General features: G+C 72.5%; 17 protein-coding genes. 9 read left to right on the top strand and 8 right to left on the bottom strand.

The window, feature by feature from the left end; all coding sequences use genetic code 11:
* Window positions 1–58: 58 nt before the first annotated feature.
* Complete coding sequence (locus tag NHG27_RS18485) at window positions 59–883, bottom strand: lysoplasmalogenase family protein (protein WP_497017291.1); 825 nt, start codon at window positions 881–883, stop codon at window positions 59–61.
* Window positions 884–976: 93 nt separating this feature from the next.
* A complete protein-coding gene (locus tag NHG27_RS18480; RefSeq protein ID WP_497017290.1) occupies window positions 977–2,077 on the bottom strand; it encodes a GNAT family N-acetyltransferase in 1,101 nt (366 codons plus the stop codon).
* 92 nt (window positions 2,078–2,169) lie between these two features.
* On the opposite strand from NHG27_RS18480, the gene metH reads away from it, so the two are divergent.
* From metH to NHG27_RS18450, 6 genes are all read left to right on the top strand, one after another.
* Entirely contained in the window at window positions 2,170–5,751 is a 3,582-nt protein-coding gene (gene metH, locus NHG27_RS18475) for a methionine synthase (protein WP_497017289.1), read from the top strand.
* A 46-nt stretch (window positions 5,752–5,797) separates the two neighbouring features.
* Window positions 5,798–6,460 carry a hypothetical protein gene (locus NHG27_RS18470; RefSeq protein ID WP_497017288.1) on the top strand — a complete coding sequence of 221 codons (663 nt, stop codon included), beginning with the start codon at window positions 5,798–5,800 and terminating at the stop codon, window positions 6,458–6,460.
* Window positions 6,453–7,229, top strand: coding sequence for a hypothetical protein (locus NHG27_RS18465; protein WP_497017287.1), 777 nt, complete (start codon window positions 6,453–6,455; stop codon window positions 7,227–7,229). Before NHG27_RS18470 ends, NHG27_RS18465 begins: the two co-directional genes overlap by 8 nt.
* Before the next feature lie 93 nt (window positions 7,230–7,322).
* On the top strand, window positions 7,323–7,952 hold the full coding sequence (locus NHG27_RS18460) for a dihydrofolate reductase family protein (RefSeq protein WP_497017286.1): 630 nt from the start codon (window positions 7,323–7,325) through the stop codon (window positions 7,950–7,952).
* A gap of 13 nt (window positions 7,953–7,965) precedes the next feature.
* Window positions 7,966–8,406: a VOC family protein gene (locus NHG27_RS18455; RefSeq protein ID WP_497017285.1), complete on the top strand. Its 441-nt coding sequence runs from the start codon at window positions 7,966–7,968 to the stop codon at window positions 8,404–8,406.
* Between the two features lie 95 nt (window positions 8,407–8,501).
* Window positions 8,502–8,879 carry a VOC family protein gene (locus NHG27_RS18450; protein ID WP_497017284.1) on the top strand — a complete coding sequence of 126 codons (378 nt, stop codon included), beginning with the start codon at window positions 8,502–8,504 and terminating at the stop codon, window positions 8,877–8,879.
* Window positions 8,880–8,883: 4 nt separating this feature from the next.
* Here the strand turns inward: NHG27_RS18450 and NHG27_RS18445 are convergent, their stop codons facing one another.
* From NHG27_RS18445 to NHG27_RS18435, 3 genes are read right to left on the bottom strand one after another with little or no spacing between them, the layout of a single operon-like run.
* Window positions 8,884–9,459 (bottom strand): DUF6580 family putative transport protein, encoded by a 576-nt coding sequence (locus NHG27_RS18445; protein ID WP_497017283.1) that lies wholly within the window; start codon window positions 9,457–9,459, stop codon window positions 8,884–8,886.
* A complete protein-coding gene (locus tag NHG27_RS18440; RefSeq protein ID WP_497017282.1) occupies window positions 9,438–9,890 on the bottom strand; it encodes a DUF4430 domain-containing protein in 453 nt (150 codons plus the stop codon). The genes NHG27_RS18445 and NHG27_RS18440 overlap by 22 nt, the downstream gene beginning before the upstream one ends.
* A gap of 58 nt (window positions 9,891–9,948) precedes the next feature.
* The gene (locus NHG27_RS18435) at window positions 9,949–12,075 is read right to left on the bottom strand and encodes a DNA gyrase/topoisomerase IV subunit B (protein WP_193719881.1); all 2,127 of its coding nucleotides are present in this window, start codon (window positions 12,073–12,075) and stop codon (window positions 9,949–9,951) included.
* A 166-nt stretch (window positions 12,076–12,241) separates the two neighbouring features.
* On the opposite strand from NHG27_RS18435, the gene NHG27_RS18430 reads away from it, so the two are divergent.
* On the top strand, window positions 12,242–12,448 hold the full coding sequence (locus NHG27_RS18430) for a DUF7455 domain-containing protein (protein WP_191792029.1): 207 nt from the start codon (window positions 12,242–12,244) through the stop codon (window positions 12,446–12,448).
* Between the two features lie 310 nt (window positions 12,449–12,758).
* Here NHG27_RS18430 and NHG27_RS18425 read toward each other — a convergent pair whose 3' ends face one another.
* The 3 genes from NHG27_RS18425 to NHG27_RS18415 all read right to left on the bottom strand — a co-directional run bounded on the left by NHG27_RS18425 (window position 12,759) and on the right by NHG27_RS18415 (window position 16,331).
* Complete coding sequence (locus NHG27_RS18425; RefSeq protein WP_497017281.1) at window positions 12,759–14,330, bottom strand: RNA polymerase sigma factor; 1,572 nt, start codon at window positions 14,328–14,330, stop codon at window positions 12,759–12,761.
* Window positions 14,331–14,632: 302 nt separating this feature from the next.
* On the bottom strand, window positions 14,633–15,028 hold the full coding sequence (locus NHG27_RS18420) for a universal stress protein (protein ID WP_497017280.1): 396 nt from the start codon (window positions 15,026–15,028) through the stop codon (window positions 14,633–14,635).
* A gap of 115 nt (window positions 15,029–15,143) precedes the next feature.
* Entirely contained in the window at window positions 15,144–16,331 is a 1,188-nt protein-coding gene (locus NHG27_RS18415; RefSeq protein ID WP_497017279.1) for a DUF4192 family protein, read from the bottom strand.
* Window positions 16,332–16,441: 110 nt separating this feature from the next.
* On the opposite strand from NHG27_RS18415, the gene NHG27_RS18410 reads away from it, so the two are divergent.
* The gene (locus NHG27_RS18410) at window positions 16,442–17,026 is read left to right on the top strand and encodes a hypothetical protein (RefSeq protein WP_193719877.1); all 585 of its coding nucleotides are present in this window, start codon (window positions 16,442–16,444) and stop codon (window positions 17,024–17,026) included.
* Between the two features lie 14 nt (window positions 17,027–17,040).
* On the top strand, window positions 17,041–18,165 hold the full coding sequence (locus NHG27_RS18405; protein ID WP_193719876.1) for a polyprenyl synthetase family protein: 1,125 nt from the start codon (window positions 17,041–17,043) through the stop codon (window positions 18,163–18,165).
* Window positions 18,166–18,223: the final 58 nt, after the last annotated feature.

Here is an 18,223-nt window from a genome sequence, read left to right as displayed (position 1 = left end):
GGATCCGTCCGGTCGGCCCCACGGCCGTCGGTGCTGGTGCCGGTGCCGCTCGCCGGCGTCAGACCGCGGGCGCGGTCGGAGCCCCGCCCCCGGCGGGCCCCCCGGAGAGGTCCGCACCGGCACGGTCGCGCACGTCCCGGCGCAGGATCCCGACCGCGAGCAGCGCCTGCCCCGCGAGGTACGTGAGCATGACCCAGAACCCCGACGACAGCGGCCCGGGCACCTCGAAGCCGGGGACGAACGCGCCGAGGGCGATGAGCGCGTCGGACACGAGGAAGATCGCCCCGCCGAGCCCCGCCACCCGGTCGACCCCGGTCGACAGGACCCCCATGGACGCGAGACAGACGCCGTAGAGCACGACGGGGAGCAGCAGCGCGCCTGCGTGCGGGGCGCACAGCGCCACGAGCACCACGAGAGCGAGCGCGTACGGCACGAGCAGGAGCGGGCGGCGCAGCACGCTCCGGGCCCGCAGGGGCCAGAACGCGGTGACGTAGGCGAGCTGCGCGAGCAGGAAGAACCCGACCATGGTCAGGAACGAGGCGTCCCCGCTCGACAGGTCGGGCGCGGAGTCGCCGAGCCACGAGAAGGTCAGTGCGACGAGCGTCCAGCGCACGAGCCGCGAGCGTCGTGCGGTGCTCGTCGTCGGCCCGGCGGTCGGCGCGGCGGCCGGCCCGGCGGTCGCCGCCCACACCGCGAGCGCGAGCAGCGGCACGACGAACCACTGGGTCACGGTCGCGACCTGCTCGGCCCCGGTCAGGTGGGCCGTCAGGTGCACGGCCGACAGCAGGAGGAACGCCCCGGCCGCGAGCGCCGCGAGGGGGCGGCGGAACAGCGACGTCAACGGGACAGGGGTGCGCGAGACGCGCGAGATCGAGGCGACCACGGTGCTCCCTTTCGAAGCAGGGGGCGTCCCGGACCCCGGGCGCCCCAGCAGCGCGGCACCGTTGCCGCGCCGACCTGGGAACACGGTAGGGCCTCAGAGCTCGATCGAGTACATCCGTGAGCCGTCCTTCTTCTCGTAGCCGAGGCTCGCGTAGAGCCCGTGGGCCCCGGACGGGTTCTCGGTGTCGACGTCGAGCTCGGCGTACTCGACCCCGCCCGCCTTGTACGCGGCCATGCCCGCGCTCAGCAGCGCGACCGCGATCTTGCGCCCGCGGTAGTCCCTGCGCACCCCGAGGGTCTCGGTGTACCCGCTCGAGTACCCCGCGACGGGCCAGTCCTGCTCGTAGCGCCCGGACAGGAGGTACCCGGCCACGACGGGGCCGTCGGGCCCGGTGCTCGCGCGGGGAGCGACGCCGTCGGGCCCGGTGCTCGTGGCGGGGGTGTCGTCGACGACGAGCACGCTCCACTCGGGTGCGAACATGCTGCGGCCGTGCACCCAGGACTCGGGGGTCGCCGGCTCGCTGCCCCAGTGGTCGCGGAACGCGTCGTTGTGCGCGAGGCGCGTGGCCTCGTCGAGCTCGGGCGACCACGGCACGACCCGCAGCCCCTCGCCCAGCGTGACCTCCGGGACGGGTAGCGAGAGGTCGCGTCGGAGGGTCGAGTAGAAGCGGGTCGCGGTGAAGCCCGCGGCCTCGAACAGGCGGCGCTCGGGCGCGTCGTCGTCCTGGACGTAGCCCGCGATCCGCGCGGGCAGCTCCTTGCCCGAGGCGGCGAGGAGCTGGCGGGCACGGGCGGTGGACCAGGCGAGGACCTGACGCCCGACGGCGCGTCCCCGCCACTGCGGGTGGACGGCGCCCTGGACGAACGCCCGCACGACCGTCGTGTCGCCGGGGCGGGTGTCGACCGACGCGTAGGCGCGCGGCTCACCGTCCGCGTCGAGCCCGACGAGGGTGTCGCGGGGCAGGTCGCGCCAGTCGCCCTCGAAGATCTCCTCGGTCTCCTCGAGCGACGTGCGGAACGGGTGCTGGTCGTGCTCCTCGACGGCCGAGACCAGGCGGAAGAGCGCGGGCGCGTCCGCGACCGCCAGGGGACGCCAGGTCAGGCCGTCGACCTGCGGGACGGGCACCTCGGCGGGTGGGGCGGCGCGCTCGGCGATCGGGGCGAGCGGCTGGCGGGTGGTGGGAGCGGAGGTCATGCGCACCACGCTAGGTCGCCGCGCCGGACGCGGCACCCTGTTTTCGCGGACGGCCCGACGGCGCCGCGACCCCCGGCGTTACAGTGCCGCTCATGTCCCACGACGCCGCCGACGCCCGATCCGCCGCCTTCTCCGAGGCCCTGCGCACCCGCGTCGTCGTGGCCGACGGCGCCATGGGGACCATGATCCAGGAGCAGGACCCGAGCCTCGAGGACTACCAGCAGCTCGAGGGCTGCAACGAGATCCTCAACGTCTCCCGCCCCGACATCATCGCGGCCGTGCACGACGCGTACCTCGCGGTCGGCGTGGACTGCGTCGAGACCAACACGTTCGGCGCCAACTGGTCCAACCTGTCGGACTACGACGTCGAGGACCGCATCCGCGAGCTCGCCGCGGCCGGTGCGCGGATCGCGCGCGAGCGCGCCGACGCGTGGTCGACGCCCGAGCAGCCGCGCTGGGTCCTGGGCTCGATGGGCCCGGGGACCAAGCTGCCGAGCCTGGGGCACACGACCTACGCGAACCTGCGCGACACGTTCGCCGAGCAGGCCGCGGGCCTGCTCGACGGCGGCGTCGACGCGATCCTCGTCGAGACGAGCCAGGACCTGCTCCAGGCCAAGGCTGCGGTCAACGGCTCGCGCGCCGCGATGCGCGAGGTCGGGCGTTCGGTGCCGGTCATCGTGCAGGTCACGGTCGAGACCACGGGCACCATGCTCATGGGGTCGGAGATCGGCGCGGCGCTGACCACGCTCCAGTCGCTCGGGGTCGACGCGATCGGGCTGAACTGTGCGACGGGTCCCGCCGAGATGAGCGAGCACCTGCGCCACCTGGCCAAGCACGCCGAGATCCCGGTGACGTGCATGCCCAACGCCGGACTGCCCGTGCTGGGAGCGAACGGGGCCTCGTACCCGCTCACGCCGAGCGAGCTCGCGGCGGCCCACACCCAGTTCGTCACGGAGTTCGGCCTGGGGCTCGTGGGCGGGTGCTGCGGCACGACGCCCGAGCACCTGCGTCAGGTCGTCGAGGCCGTGCGCGCCCGTCCGGTCGCCCCGCGCAGCCCCGCGCGCGAGAACGGCGTCGCGAGCCTGTACTCGCACGTCGACTTCCACCAGGACTCGGCGTTCCTCGCGATCGGCGAGCGCACCAACGCGAACGGCTCCAAGGCGTTCCGCGACGCGATGCTCGCCGAGAACTGGGAGGAGTGCGTCCAGATCGCGCGCGCCCAGACGCGCGACGGCGCCCACCTGCTGGACGTGTGCATCGACTACGTGGGGCGCGACGGCGTCGCGGACGCCCGCGAGGTCGTCTCGCGCCTGGCGAGCGCGTCCACGCTCCCCCTCGTGATCGACTCGACCGAGCCGGCCGTGATCCAGGCGGGTCTCGAGCTCGTGGGCGGGCGCGCCGTCGTGAACTCGGTGAACTTCGAGGACGGCGACGGGCCCACGTCACGGTTCGCACGCATCATGCCGCTCGTCAAGGAGCACGGCGCCGCGGTCATCGCGCTCACGATCGACGAGGAGGGGCAGGCCCGCACGGCGTCGAAGAAGGTCGAGATCGCGTCGCGGCTCATCGACACGCTCGTGGACGACTGGGGTGTGCGGCTCGACGACATCGTCGTCGACACCCTCACGTTCCCCATCGCGACGGGTCAGGAGGAGACGCGGCGCGACGCGATCGAGACGATCGAGGCGATCCGCGCCCTCGTCGCGCGATACCCCGGCGTGCACACCACGCTCGGCGTCTCCAACGTGTCGTTCGGCCTCAACCCCGCCGCCCGCACCGTGCTCAACTCGGTGTTCCTGCACGAGGCCACGCAGGCCGGGCTGGACTCCGCGATCGTGCACGCCGCGAAGATCCTGCCCCTCGCCTCGATCCCCGACGAGCAGCGACAGGCAGCGCTCGACCTCGTGTGGGACAAGCGCGCGTACGACGCCGAGGGCAACCTCACGCACGACCCCCTGGCCCACCTCCTCGACCTCTTCTCCGGCGTCGACTCCGCGGCCCTCAAGGACGCGCGTGCGGCCGAGATGGCCGCGCTGCCCGTGGGCCCACGCCTCGAACGGCGCATCGTCGACGGTGAGCGCAAGGGCCTCGAGGCCGACGTCGACGAGGCGCTCGCCTCCGGGCTGGGCGCCCTGCAGATCGTCAACGAGCACCTCCTGGAGGGCATGAAGGTCGTCGGCGAGCTGTTCGGCAAGGGCGAGATGCAGCTCCCGTTCGTGCTGCAGTCCGCCGAGGTCATGAAGACCGCGGTCGCGCTCCTCGAGCCGCACATGGAACGTGTCGAGGGCCAGGACTCCTCGAAGGGCACCATCGTCCTGGCGACCGTGCGCGGCGACGTGCACGACATCGGCAAGAACCTCGTCGACATCATCCTCACCAACAACGGGTACACGGTCGTCAACATCGGCATCAAGCAGTCGATCGGCGCCATGATCGACGCCGCCGAGGAGCACGACGCCGACGTGATCGGCATGTCGGGGCTCCTCGTGAAGTCGACCGTCGTCATGCGCGAGAACCTCGAGGAGCTCGCCACGCGCGGGCTCGCGTCCCGCTGGCCCGTCCTCCTGGGCGGCGCGGCGCTGACCCGCACGTACGTCGAGGACGACCTCGCGGGCATCTTCCCGGGCGAGGTCCGCTACGCACGCGACGCGTTCGAAGGTCTGCGGCTCATGGAACCGCTCGTCCGCGTGGCGCGGGGAGAGGCGCGCGACGCCGTCGGGCTGCCTCCCCTCAAGAAGCGCCGGCACGCGACCGTGACCGTGACGCAGACCCCCGTCGAGGACCTGCCCGCCCGGTCCGACGTCGCCGCGGACACCCCCGTGCCCACCCCGCCCTTCTGGGGCACGCGCATCGTCAAGGGCATCCAGCTCGCCGACTACGCCGCGTTCCTCGACGAGCGGGCCACGTTCATGGGCCAGTGGGGGCTCAAGCCCGGTCGCGGCGACGACGGAGCCTCCTACGAAGAGCTCGTCGAGACCGAGGGACGCCCGCGCCTCAACGCGTGGCTCGAGCAGATCCGCACCGACGGGATCGTCGACCCGTCCGTGATCTACGGCTACTTCCCGGTGTGGTCGGAGGGCGACGACGTGGTCGTGGCGCACCACGGGCCGGGGCTCGCGGGCATCGGGGCGCCCGACGGCGGCTCGGGCGGCCAGGCGGACACCGAGCGGTTGCGCTTCACGTTCCCCCGGCAACGCCGCGACCGGCACCTGTGCCTCGCCGACTTCGTCAAGCCCCGCTCCTGGGTCGAGGAGACCGGGCGCTACGACGTCCTGCCCGTCCAGCTCGTGACCGTGGGCGACACTGTCGACGTCCACACCGCCAAGCTCTTCGCCGCGAACAGGTACCGCGAGTACATCGAGCTGCACGGCCTGTCCGTGCAGCTCACCGAGGCGCTCGCCGAGATGTGGCACACGCGCGTGCGCTCCGAGCTGGGAATCGGCGACGACGACCCCTCGGACGTCCAAGGGATGTTCGACCTCGACTACCGCGGGGCGAGGTTCTCGCTGGGGTACCCCGCGTGCCCCGACATGGAGGACCGCCGCAAGGTCGTCGAGCTGCTCAAGCCCGAGCGGGTCGGTGTGGTGCTGTCCGACGAGCTGCAGCTGCACCCCGAGCAGTCGACGGACGCGTTCGTGCTGCATCATCCGGAGGCCAAGTACTTCAGCGTGTGACCCGCTCCCGTTGACATTCAACTTCGCATAGACGAGATTGTCTGTCATGGCGATCCTCGATGTCCACGACACCGCGCGACAGCTCGGGGTATCGGTACGTCAGGTGCAGCACCTCGTCGCCGAAGGCGACCTGACCGGCCTCGCGCGCGGCGCGATCGACTCCGGGTCGGTGGACCGGTTCCTCGCAGTGCGGGGGCGCGCGCGCTCTCGCCCGTGGGCCGCTCCGACCGCCTGGGGCGCGATCGCGATCCTGTCCGGCGTCGACGCGTCATGGATGGGCTCGACCCAACGGTCCAGGCTGAGAGCGCGGCTCCGAGCGACGACCGCGGAAGGCCTCGTCGCCCTGACCCGGGGTCGCGCTCGAACCGCGCGGTTCACCGGCCATCCGTCAGCCGCCGGACGGGTGCGGACGCAGATCGTCGACACGCGCGACATCGCGACACGACTCGGACTCGCGCAGTCCGACGACGTCGACGGGTACGTGGCAGCCGAGGAGATCGACGACCTAGCACGGCGGTTCGCGCTCGTGCCCGACGACATGGGCCGCTACACCCTGCGGGGAACCGACTTTCCCCTCGAGATCGTGCGGCGCCTGGCGAGCACCGACGTGATCCTCGCCGCGCTCGGCCTCGGGGAGTCGCTCGACGCTCGCGAGCGCCGAGCCGGACTCGACGCGCTCGCGCGTGCGCTGGAGAAAATTCGTGGCTGACCGGCCGACGATCGCCGTCCCCACACCGTCCGGTGGTTGGGGCACGCCGTGGCCGAACGTCGCGGAGATCGAGGCAGCGCTTCCCCACACGACGTGGACACTGGTCGGCGGCCTCATGGCTCAGCTCCACAGCATCGCGCACGGGCTCGACGTGGTCCGACCGACCAACGACGTCGACATCGTGCTGCACGTGGAGACCACCCGGGGAGTCGCCACGGCGGCCGCTAACGCGCTGGAGAGCCTGGGATACGCGATGCTCACTCCTCTCGATCCACGCGAACGCACCGCCCACCGGTTCGTTCGAGGGTCCGAGACGGTCGACGTGCTCGTGGGCAGCATCGATGTCGTGGACGTCCTCGTCGCCGACCACGCTGCACCGCGGCTGCTCGGAACGCTACGGGGACGCGAGATGGTCACGATCGAGGGTGGGACACAGGCTCTGCGCCGCACCGTGAACGCTCACCTGTCCATCACACCCTCGCGCGCCACGACGATCAGCGTTCCCGGCGTCTTCGGCGCGCTCGTCCTCAAGGCTGCCGCGTACCAGACGGACTCGCGCGATCCGGCGCGACACCTCCAGGACGCCGCCGCCCTCCTCTGCTGCCTGGACGACCCCTTCACCGAGCGTGCGCTCTTCACGGGCTCTGACCGACGGCGCGTCCAGACCCTGGTCAACGCTGTTCCGGACCATGCCCGGTCCTGGGCCGCGATCCCCGCCGAGGCACGACGCGACGGCCAGGCGGCCTTGCGCATCCTCGCAGCCGGCTAGCAAGCTGACAGGGACACCCGTGTCCGGGCGATGAGTTCTCCCCCGCCGTCCGGTCTACCCCCTGACCACGCCACCGACCCACCGGAGCGCATCATGGGATCGATCGAGATCGAGCTGTTCACGACCCTGGACCTCGTCGGGCAGGCGCCCGGTGGTCCCGACGAGGACCCGGAGAACGGCTTCCCGTTCGGGGGCTGGCAGGCTCCTCTGCTGGACGACGTCGCCGGGGCGCAGGTCGCGGCCGCGTACGAGGGCACCGACGCCCTGCTGCTCGGACGCCGCACCTACGACATCTTCGCCGCCTACTGGCCTCGGCAGGACGACGAGTTCGGCATGCTCTTCAACCGCATCCCCAAGTACGTCGCGTCGCGCGGGACACCCGACCTGTCCTGGGCGGGGTCCACGCTGCTCGGCCGCGACCTCGCGGCGGCCGTCCGCGAGGTGCGTGACCGGCACGAGCACGTCAAGGTCGTCGGCAGCCTGGACCTGGTCCAGTCGTTGCTGCGCGACAAGCTGTTCGACCGCCTCGACCTGTGGGTCCACCCGATCGTGCTCGGTGTCGGGAAGTCGGTGTTCGACGGCGGTGCCGTGCCCACCAACCTCACGCTCCTCGAGCCGCCCGCGGCCAGCCCTGCGGGCACCGTGCTGCTGCGCTACGGCCTTGCGGACGGCACGCCCGCGACGGGCGACATGACCGCGACCGACGGGGGCACGGCCGGATGAGACGGGACGGCTCATGGTGATCCAGCGCCTGGACAACGTCGGCATCGTCGTCGCCGACCTCGACGCGGCGATCGCGTTCTTCGTCGAGCTCGGCATGGAGCTCGAGGGCAGGACCCCCATCGAGGGCGCCTGGGCGCAGCGCGTCGTCGGCCTCGACGAGATGCGGTCGGAGATCGCGATGCTGCGTGTCCCCGACGGCCCCGGTCGGCTCGAGCTGGCCAGCTACCGGTCACCGGCCCCCGTCGACGTCGGGCTGGGTACCGCACCGTCGAACACCCTGGGGCTGCACCGGGTGATGTTCGCTGTCGACGACATCGACGACACGGTGGAGCGGCTCCGCGGCCACGGGGCCGAGCTCGTGGGCGAGATCGCCCGGTTCGAGGACGCCTACCGGCTCTGCTACCTCCGCGGACCGGAGGGGATCATCGTCGCCCTGGCCGAGGAGCTCGGATGACGAGGGGCGCGCCTCGTCGCCCGCGTGCCTGAGCGCCGCCCTCGCGGCCGGACCTCGCCTGTCGTGACCATCGTCACCTTCGTACACTGCGAGGCATGACATCACGCATCAGCGAGCTGGTCCTCGACTGCGCCGACCCCGAGCTGCTCGCGCGGTTCTGGAGCGGTGTCCTCGGTTACGTCGAGCTCGGGCGGGAGGACGGGGCGATCGAGATCGGCCCGTCCGACGTCGGGTTCGGCGGCCTCCAGCCGACCATCGTCCTGAGCCCCAGCGACGACCCGAAGACCGGCAAGCTCCCCCTGCACATCGACCTCAACGCCACCGACCGTGACCAGGACGCCGAGCTCGACCGTCTGCTCGCGCTGGGCGCACGTCACGCGGACGTCGGGCAGACGGGAGAGGAGCCGTGGCACGTGCTGGCCGACCCCGAGGGCAACGAGTTCTGCCTCCTGCGCAGGCGCCTCGACCCCTGACGGGTCACGCCGCCTGAGGCGCCGTCACCAACCCGTGCCACCGTTCGAGCCGCTCCACGAGCAGCGTTCCGGCGGCCACGAGCGGCAGCAGGACGAGGTTCCCGACCAGCATGGTGCGCAGGAACGGCAGCCCGGCGACGTAGCTCGCCACGAGCCCGTCCCAGCCGGCCGGGTACCAGATCCCACGCCCCTGGAACCAGACGCCGAAGTTGGTCCAGAGGAAGAACCACAGCGACCCGCCCACGCCCAGCCCGGCGGCGGCACCGAGCCGTCCCCACCCCGACGTGTTCCGGGTCAGCAGCGCCCCGAGCCCGATCACGAGCCAGGCGCTCCACGTGAACAGCGCGATCGACGTGTTGCCGAGCACGAGGTCCGACACCACGACGACGACCAGCGGAGCCAGGAACGCCAGGCGATGCCGCACCAGCACCGCGGCGGCGAACGCGGCCGAGGTGACGAGCTCGAGGTTGGGCGGTGCGCCGATCTCCTCGCGCACGAGGCGGAACACCACGGCGAGCGCCACCACAGCGACGGCGAGCGCTGGGCGCCACCAACGGGTCAGAAGGTCTCGAGCTTCCACGTGATCTCGTCTCCCGTCTCGGTCACGAGGGAGCCGGCACCGACCTGGGCCATCTCACCGTTCACGTACAGGGCCCAGAACTCCTTGGCGGACTCCTGCGCCTCCCGGCCCTCGATGCCGGTGACGAACGCGTTCTCGCCCTCGCCCTGCACCACGGCGGTCGGGTCGGCGGCGACGAGGAGCTCGAGCGCGGTCTTGCCGGCCACGCCCTCGTAGGAGAGCTCGGGAGCGTCGTCGGCGGACTCGGCCGCCTCGTCCGCAGCGTCGTCGGAGGCGTCGTCGGACGCGACCGAGGACGAGGCAGAGGTGTCGTCCGCCGGAGCCTCGTCGGCCGTACCGCAACCGGCCAGGAGGCCGACGGCGAGCAGGAGGGAGGCCAGGGCGGTCAGAGAGCGTACCGAGGTGCCGGCACGAAGAGTCTGGGGGTTCACACCGCGCAGTCTACGAACGGTCGCCCCACGGGGGGACGACCGCCCAGCAGACGGGACGTCAGGCGTCGATGCGCGCCCTGTCCAGCCCCGCGGCCCCCGCGATGATGAAGTCCTTGCGCGGCGCGACGTCCGATCCCATGAGGAGCTCGAACACCCGCTCGGCCGACTCGGCGTGCTCGGCGGTGACGCGTCGCAGCGTGCGGTGACGCGGGTCCATGGTGGTCTCCGCGAGCTGGTCGGCGTCCATCTCCCCCAGGCCCTTGTAGCGCTGGATGTCCTCCTTGTAGCGCTTGCCCGACTTGTCGAGCTTCTTGAGGACGTCGCGCAGCTCGGCCTCGGAGTACGTGTAGATGTACTCGTTCTTGCGCGAACCCGCGCCGATGACCTCGACGCGGTGCAGCGGCGGCACGGCCGCGTAGACCCGGCCCGCGTCCACGAGGGGGCGCATGTACCGGAAGAAGAGCGTGAGCAGGAGCGTGCGGATGTGCGCCCCGTCGACGTCGGCGTCCGTCATGAGCACGACCTTGCCGTAGCGCGCGGCCTCGAGGTCGAACGACCGGCCCGAGCCCGCCCCGATGACCTGGATGATCGCGGCGCACTCCGCGTTGCGGAGCATGTCGGTGACCGAGGCCTTCTGGACGTTGAGGATCTTCCCGCGGATGGGCAGGAGCGCCTGGAAGTCGGAGCTGCGCGCGAGCTTGGCGGTACCGAGCGCGGAGTCGCCCTCCACGATGAAGAGCTCGCTGCGCGCGACGTCGTCGCTGCGGCAGTCCGCGAGCTTGGACGGCAGCGAGGACGTCTCCAGGGCGTTCTTGCGCCGCGAGATCTCCTTCTGCTTGCGCGCGGTGATGCGTGCGCGCATCTCGGCGACGACCTTGTCCAGCAGGAGCGAGGCCTGCGTCTTCTCGTCGCGCTTGGTCGACGTCAGCATGGCACCGAGCTGCTGCTCGATGACGCGTGCCACGATGGCCCGCACGGGGGCCGTGCCGAGGACCTCCTTGGTCTGGCCTTCGAACTGCGGCTCGGCCAGGCGCACGGTCAGCACCGCGGTCAGGCCGGCGAGCACGTCGTCCTTCTCGATGCGCTCGGACGCGTCCTTGGTGGACACCTTGAGGCGGCGCGCGTTGGACTCGACGCCCTTGCGCAGGATCTTGAGCAGCCCGGCCTCGAAGCCCGCGAGGTGCGAGCCGCCCTTGGGCGTCGAGATGATGTTGACGAAGGTCCGCAGCTCGGTGTCGTAGCCCGTGCCCCAGCGCAGCGCCACGTCGACCTCGCAGTCGCGCGTGACCTCCTGCGAGGTCAGGTGCCCGCGGTCGTCGAGGACGGGCACGGTCTCCTTGAAGGTGCCCGAGCCGGTCAGGTGCCAGGTCGCGGTGACCGCGGGGTCGGGGGCGAGGAAGTCGACGAAGTCGACCGTGCCGCCCGAGTGCTGGAAGCTCTCCTCGACCGGGCCGTCGGCTCCGGGGGTCCCGGCCAGGCCGCGCTCGTCGCGCAGCGTGATCTTGAGACCGGGCACCAGGAACGTCGTCTGGCGAGCGCGCGTCACGAGCTCGTCGTAGGAGAACACCGCGGACTTGGGGAAGACCTGCCGGTCCGCCCAGTAGCGCACGCGCGTACCCGTCTTGCCGCGCGGAGCCTTGCCGACCACAGCCAGCTCGGAGCGCTCGACGAACGGGGTGAACGCCGCGTCCGGGTCCGGACCCGTCCTGGGGTCAGCGAAGACGCCGGGCTCGCCGCGGTGGAACGTCATGCGGTACGTCTTGGAACCGCGGTCCACCTCGACGTCGAGGCGCGAGGACAGGGCGTTGACGACCGATGCCCCCACGCCGTGCAGGCCGCCCGACGCCGTGTAGGAACCGCCGCCGAACTTCCCGCCCGCGTGCAGCTTGGTGAAGACGACCTCCACACCGCTGAGGCCCGTCTTGGGCTCGATGTCCACGGGGATGCCGCGACCGTTGTCCTTGACGGTCACCGAGGTGTCGGCGTGCAGCACGACCTCGATCGCGTCGCAGTTGCCGGCGAGGGCCTCGTCGACCGAGTTGTCGATGATCTCCCACAGGCAGTGCATGAGTCCGCGCGAGTCGGTGGACCCGATGTACATGCCGGGTCGCTTGCGGACGGCCTCCAGCCCTTCGAGGACGGAGAGGTGCCGCGCGGTGTAGCTGGACTCAGAGGTGGTCGTCACGAAGGGAAAGCCTAGACGCTGCCGCCCACACTCCCCGCCCGCCGGGCCGGTGCGGCCCCGACCTCCACACGACCCCGACGTATTCCCCGGACCGCGCGGCTACGCGGGTAGCGAACCCGGGCCTTTTCGGTACGAGGAACCCGCGGCGAGATGATTACATGGTCACGTGACTGCTACGACGACTCAACCGCTGACCGTGGCCGACCGTTGCGACCGCTGCGGCGCCCAGGCGTACGTGCGCGTGACCATGCCGAGTGGGGAGCTGCTCTTCTGCGCCCACCACGCCCGCGCGCACGCCGCTGCCTTCGCAGACATCGCGACGCACGTCCAGGACGAGACCGACCGCCTGCTCGCCGAGCACGGCGCCCGCTGACGCGACCCGGCGCGCGCTCGCAGCGCGCCGCACTCCTGAACCCCGGACGGTGACCTCACCGGCCGGGGTTCTTTCGTCCCCGGCGACGACCCGAGGGTGAGGCGTCAGCGGGGCGCGCGCTCCGCCGTCGGGCCTGCGGCTGCCCGACGGCGCGGGCCGTCGCCCCAGGGCCTCCCCGCCCGACGGCGCCACGCCCCTCCCGGCCCCGACGCACCGGCGGAGGACGAACCCGGGCGACGACGCGAGAAGGCCCCCCCCCGGGCGGGGGGGGGGGCCTTCTCGGCACCGCGGGTGGCGACTGCCGGGACGATCAGTCCAGGTAGTCGCGCAGGACCTGCGAGCGGCTCGGGTGACGCAGCTTCGACATGGTCTTGGACTCGATCTGACGGATGCGCTCACGCGTCACGCCGTAGACCTTGCCGATCTCGTCGAGCGTCTTGGGCTGGCCGTCGCTCAGGCCGAAGCGCATCGAGACCACGCCGGCCTCGCGCTCGGAGAGCGTGTCGAGCACCTGGTGCAGCTGCTCCTGGAGCAGCGTGAAGCTCACGGCGTCCGCGGGGACCACGGCCTCCGAGTCCTCGATGAGGTCACCGAACTCGCTGTCACCGTCCTCGCCGAGCGGCGTGTGCAGCGAGATGGGCTCGCGGCCGTACTTCTGGACCTCGACGACCTTCTCGGGGGTCATGTCGAGCTCCTTGGCGAGCTCCTCCGGGGTGGGCTCGCGGCCCAGGTCCTGGAGCATCTGGCGCTGCACGCGGGCCAGCTTGTTGATGACCTCGACCATGTGCACCGGGATGCGGATGGTGCGCGCCTGGTCGGCCATGGCACGCGTGATCGCCTGACGGATCCACCACGTCGCGTAGGTCGAGAACTTGTAGCCCTTGGTGTAGTCGAACTTCTCGACCGCACGGATCAGACCGAGGTTTCCCTCCTGGATCAGGTCCAGGAACAGCATGCCGCGGCCCGTGTAGCGCTTGGCGAGGGAGACGACCAGACGCAGGTTGGCCTCGAGCAGGTGGTTCTTGGCCCGGCGCCCGTCCGAGGAGATCCACTCGAGCTCACGACGCAGCTTGGGCTCGAACGTGTCGCCAGAGCCCAGGCGCTCCTCGGCGAACAGGCCGGCCTCGATGCGCTTGGCGAGCTCGACCTCCTGCTCGGCGTTCAGCAGCGCGACCTTGCCGATCTGCTTGAGGTAGTCCTTGACCGGGTCCGCCGTGGCGCCCGCGGTCACGACCTGCTGCGCCGGGGCGTCGTCGTCGTCCGCGTCGGAGTACACGAAGCCGCGCGACTCGTCGGGCTCCTCGCCCGACTTGGCCGCGGGAGCGGCGGTGTCGGTGTCCTCGTCGGCTTCGACCAGGTCCTCGACCACGACCTCCTCGGAGTCCTCGTCGTCCTTGGCGCCCCGCTTGCGTCGCGTGGTCGCCGCAGCCTTGGGCGCGGCCGTCTTGGCCGTCGCGGCACGCTTGCGCGTCGCGGGGGCCTTCGCGGCGGGTGCCGGGGTGTCCCCGCTCGCCGCGTCCGCCGCGTCGGCCTCGGCCGCAGCCGTGGCCGCCGCCGTGCGCGTCGTGGTGACGGCGCCGGCCCGGGGGGTCGTCGCCTTCTTGGTCGCGGGCTTGACCGCCCGCGACGTCGTGGTGGAGCGCGAGGAGGTGGCGGCGGCGACCTTGGTCGCGACGGGGATCTCGACCTCGACACCGGCACCGGCCAGTGCACGGAGCACGGCCTTCAGTCGCTTGGGGTCGCCGATCGTCGCGCTCTCGCAGGCGTTGCGGAAGCTCTCGGCGTCGACCCGACCGTTCTCACTCCCCTTGCGCAGGAGGTCCTGCAGGGCGGGGTGTTCGAACTCGTGCGGGAGAGCGGGGTTCTGTGAAGAGGGCGCCACAAACCGACCTTTCGGCAATCACTGGAGGGGCGTGCCCGGGAGATCGGAGGACTCTCGGATCATGTGCGGACACCTATATTGTACCGGCCGAACCGTCGACGGGCGCCGGTGAAGACTGTCACGACGCGGGTGAGTTGCCGCCGACAGGCCTGCACACGTCCATCCCGCTGGATGTCGTCCCCTGGTCAACGCCTCGGCAGCACCGAAGATTCCCCCGGGTGATGGGTCTCGTCACACCCGACGACGACCCCACGGGCGGCCCGGCGAGCCCCTCTGGCCGCACAGGTCAGCGCCGGTCCCTTTCAGGCCCGGTCGGGCTTGACCGCGAGGACGGGGCAGGGCGAGTCGAGCAGGATCCGCTGCGCGTTCGATCCGAGGATCAGCTTGCCGACAGGGCTGCGGCGCCGCAGACCGATCACGATCAGCTCGGCGTGGTGGGCCTCGGCCGTCGCGACCAGGTCCTCGGCGAGCTCACCCGTGCCCGGGACGAGCCGGTGGCCCAGGCCCACGGCGTCGAGCGGGGCCGTGATCCGGGCGATCTCCTCGACGCGCTCCCCCTCCTGCTCGGGCAGGGACCGGCCGTCCTTGTCGCTCACGACCACCAGGAGCTCGACCCGCCGTGCGATCGCCTCGTCGACGGCGGTCGAGAGCGCCTCGCGCCCCTCGGGGGTGGACAGGTAGCCGACTACGACCGTCATGGGAATCCTCCGTCATGCCTGTCGGCACGCTTGCTGGCGCGTGGAGCGAGGGCGCTCGGGCCGCGAGCCGGGACCACCCCGGCAGGTGCGACGGTACCGGAACACCCCGCGATCCTCACCTCGCCCCACGCCCCGGCGACCGCGCCCACCCGGGGGCGAGCCCGGCCTCCAGCGCGCTCTCGACGAGCAGGGCCAGCCGGTAGCCCCGGTCCGCCGCCAGCGCGGCGGCGAGGCGGTCCGTCGCGACGACGCCGTCGCCGTCCCACCACGCGAGGAGCGCGAGCAGCGTCAGTGCCGGGGCCTGCGCGCCCCGTCGCCCGGCCCCCGCCACGGCCTCGAGGACGTCGCGCGCGCACCGAGCCCGGCCGGGTTCTGGCGGCAGGCCGACCTCGGGGTCGACGATGCCCGCGAGCACCGAGGCGGTCCCCGTCTCGACCCGCTCCCCCGCGACGGCGGCGGCCGTGAGCGAGGCGAGCTCCTCGTTCCCGGCGACGAACGACAGGAGCACGGCGTCGCGCACGGGGACGCTCTCGAGCGCCGCCTCGAGACGTCCCAGGAGCACGGCGGGAAGGACCGCGGCGACTCCGCGCGTTCCGTCGACGCCCGCCTCCGCCGCACGACGGTGCTCCTCGACGAGGCCCGTGGCCTCCCGCCACGCGTCGAGCCCCTCGGCGCGCCAGGCGGCGAGCGCCTCGAGGTCCTGGGTGGCGAGGGCGGCCTCCCGCCGGGCGCGCGAGCGGGCCGCTGCCCGGGAGGCCCGACGCCGGTCCACGGCGTCGAGCACCGGGATCGAGGTGGCGTGCGCCCGGCTGGTCGCCACGGTGGCGCCCGCGAGGACCATGTGCGCCCCCACCTCCGTCGACTCGAGGTCCTCGAGGGAGCGGCCGCCGGCGGGGCAGCACGCCGCGTCGGGGCAGTCGGCGGCGTGGTAGCCGGTCGCGGTGACGACCCAGACCTCGGGCGTCCCCAGCACGCCCTCCGCGGCGTCGGTCCAGTGCTCGACGGCGGCGCGCTCGCGGGCGGCCGGCGCTCCCCCGGCGCGCAGGTCGGCGTCTGCGTAGACCACGAGGACCGCGCGGGCGGCGCCGTCCGAGCAGAGGTGCGCCACGAGGGTCCTGGCCACCTGCGGCCCGTGCTCGAGGTCCGCCAGGTCGTCGAGGTCGACGCGTGCGACGAGGCCGACCCTCCCACGCGGCGCACGCAGGCTGACCAGGACCGCGCTGTCCTGCGGTCGGTAGCCGAGACGGAAGGGGACGTAGGCGAGCAGCTCGCGGGGCCCGCGGGCCCGGATCGTCGTTGTCATGCCGGGCATCTCATCGCGTCCGGGGCGCGTGCGGGGCGGATCCCGGGTCCTGTGGACGGCCGGGTGGACTGTGGTCGAACCCCGGGCGTTGCAATGACTACGGTGTGGGGGTGCGTCGCCCACCCCTCTCGCCCGTCAGCCCGACCGTTCGGCTGCGCTCGGTACCGGTCGTCCTCGCCTCCGTGTGCGTCCTGACGGGCCTGCTCGCGGGCTGCACCGCGACGTCCCCCACGCCGGACGGTGACCGGTCCGGTGCCCCTGCCGCGGGCGCCGTCGACGTCGACGTCCCCGAGGAAGGCTCCCTCGCGCCCGAGGCGTCCATGCCTCCGTTCGACGACACCTCCGTCGCAGGCTCGCTCGTCGACGGATTCCCCGCCGACGTCGTCCCCGTGCCCCCGGACGCCCAGGTCCTCGCGAGCTCCGCGACCGACACCGAGGGGTCCGCCCTGCGGCAGGTCACGCTCAACCTCTCCTGCACGACGACGGTCCAGGAGGTCCTCGACTTCTACGCGGGCGCGATGGCGACCGCGGGCTTCACGGCACTGGCAGGGTCCGCCCCGGGAGGGCTCAGCGGCCAGGTCGCGTTCAACCGGGTGGGCGCGGACGGCGCGATCGAGACCCTGTTCGTCGGCGTGCTCGACACGACGGACGCCCGCCTCGTGACGGTCAGCGGCCAGGTCGTCCCGCCCGCGTGACCTAGGCTGCCCTCATGCCTGCTGACGCCCCCGCGCCCGCTCCGTCCCTGCCGGTCGACCGTGAGAACCTCCGGCCCGACGTCGACACCGCCCTCCGCGGGTTCCTCGACGCCCAACGAACCCAGCTCGCCGCCATCAGCGCCGACGCCGCTCCGCTCGCCGAGGCGACCGCCGCCCTGCTGACGGGAGGCAAGCGTCTGCGGGCCGCGTTCTGCTACTGGTCCTGGCGGGCCCACGGTGGCCAGGTCGACGACGGTCGACGCACCGCTGCCGTCCGCACGGGTGCCGCGCTCGAGCTGTTCCAGGCGGCCGCGCTGTTCCACGACGACGTCATGGACAACTCGGACACCCGACGCGGGCGCCCGGCGGCGCACCGCGCGTTCGCCGAGCACCACCGCGACGCCGGGTGGTCGGGCAGCGACGTCCAGTACGGCTCGTCGAGCGCGATCCTCCTCGGCGACCTGTGCCTCATCGCGAGCCAGGCCGAGATCCGGGACGCGCTCGTGGGCGTCCCCGACGACGTCGCGCTGCGCACCCGCACGCTGTTCGACGACATGCAGACCGAGGTGACCGTGGGCCAGTACCTCGACGTGCTGGCCCAGGCCGTGCCGTGGGGCGTCGACCTCGACGCCGACGAGACCAGGGCACGGGCCGTGATCCGCTCGAAGTCCGCCAGGTACAGCGTCGAGCACCCGCTCGCGCTGGGCGCCGCGCTCGCCGGGGCGTCCGAGGACGCGCTCGCCGCGGTCCCCACCTACGGGCTGCCCCTCGGCGAGGCCTTCCAGCTGCGCGACGACGTCCTCGGGGTGTTCGGCGACCCGTCGGTCACGGGCAAGCCCGCGGGCGACGACCTGCGCGAGGGCAAGCGGACGGTCCTGGTCTCGCGTGCGCTGCGGACCGCGACGCCGGCCCAGCGCGCGCTCCTCCTGGAGTCCCTCGGGGACCCCGACCTCGACCTGGGGACGGTCGACGCACTGCGGGGGGTGCTCGTCGAGACCGGCGCGGTGGCCGCGGTCGAACAGCTCATCGCCGACCTCACCGACGAGGCCTTCACGGCGCTCGACGCGGCCGACCTGGCGTCCCCCGGCGCCGAGACGGTCGCCGACCTGGCGCGCGCGGCCGTCCAGCGCACGGCCTGACCCGCGCGCCGTCGTCGGGCTCGTCACCGAGCCCCGTGACACGACGAGGGGCCCGGCT

The sequence above is a fragment of the Oerskovia sp. 140933 genome (genome assembly GCF_059651515.1).
The sequence above is the reverse complement of the archived record's forward strand: the minus strand, read 5'-3'. Positions and strand labels throughout refer to the sequence as shown.

Coding starts and splice junctions, on each gene's coding strand:
- NHG27_RS18450 (WP_497017284.1), top strand. CDS start 8,502: ATGACATCACGCATCAGCGAGCTGGTCCTCGACTGCGCCGACCCCGAG.
- metH (WP_497017289.1), top strand. CDS start 2,170: ATGTCCCACGACGCCGCCGACGCCCGATCCGCCGCCTTCTCCGAGGCC.
- NHG27_RS18420 (WP_497017280.1), bottom strand. CDS start 15,028: ATGACGGTCGTAGTCGGCTACCTGTCCACCCCCGAGGGGCGCGAGGCG.
- NHG27_RS18470 (WP_497017288.1), top strand. CDS start 5,798: ATGGCGATCCTCGATGTCCACGACACCGCGCGACAGCTCGGGGTATCG.
- NHG27_RS18405 (WP_193719876.1), top strand. CDS start 17,041: ATGCCTGCTGACGCCCCCGCGCCCGCTCCGTCCCTGCCGGTCGACCGT.
- NHG27_RS18460 (WP_497017286.1), top strand. CDS start 7,323: ATGGGATCGATCGAGATCGAGCTGTTCACGACCCTGGACCTCGTCGGG.
- NHG27_RS18455 (WP_497017285.1), top strand. CDS start 7,966: ATGGTGATCCAGCGCCTGGACAACGTCGGCATCGTCGTCGCCGACCTC.
- NHG27_RS18415 (WP_497017279.1), bottom strand. CDS start 16,331: ATGACAACGACGATCCGGGCCCGCGGGCCCCGCGAGCTGCTCGCCTAC.
- NHG27_RS18480 (WP_497017290.1), bottom strand. CDS start 2,077: ATGACCTCCGCTCCCACCACCCGCCAGCCGCTCGCCCCGATCGCCGAG.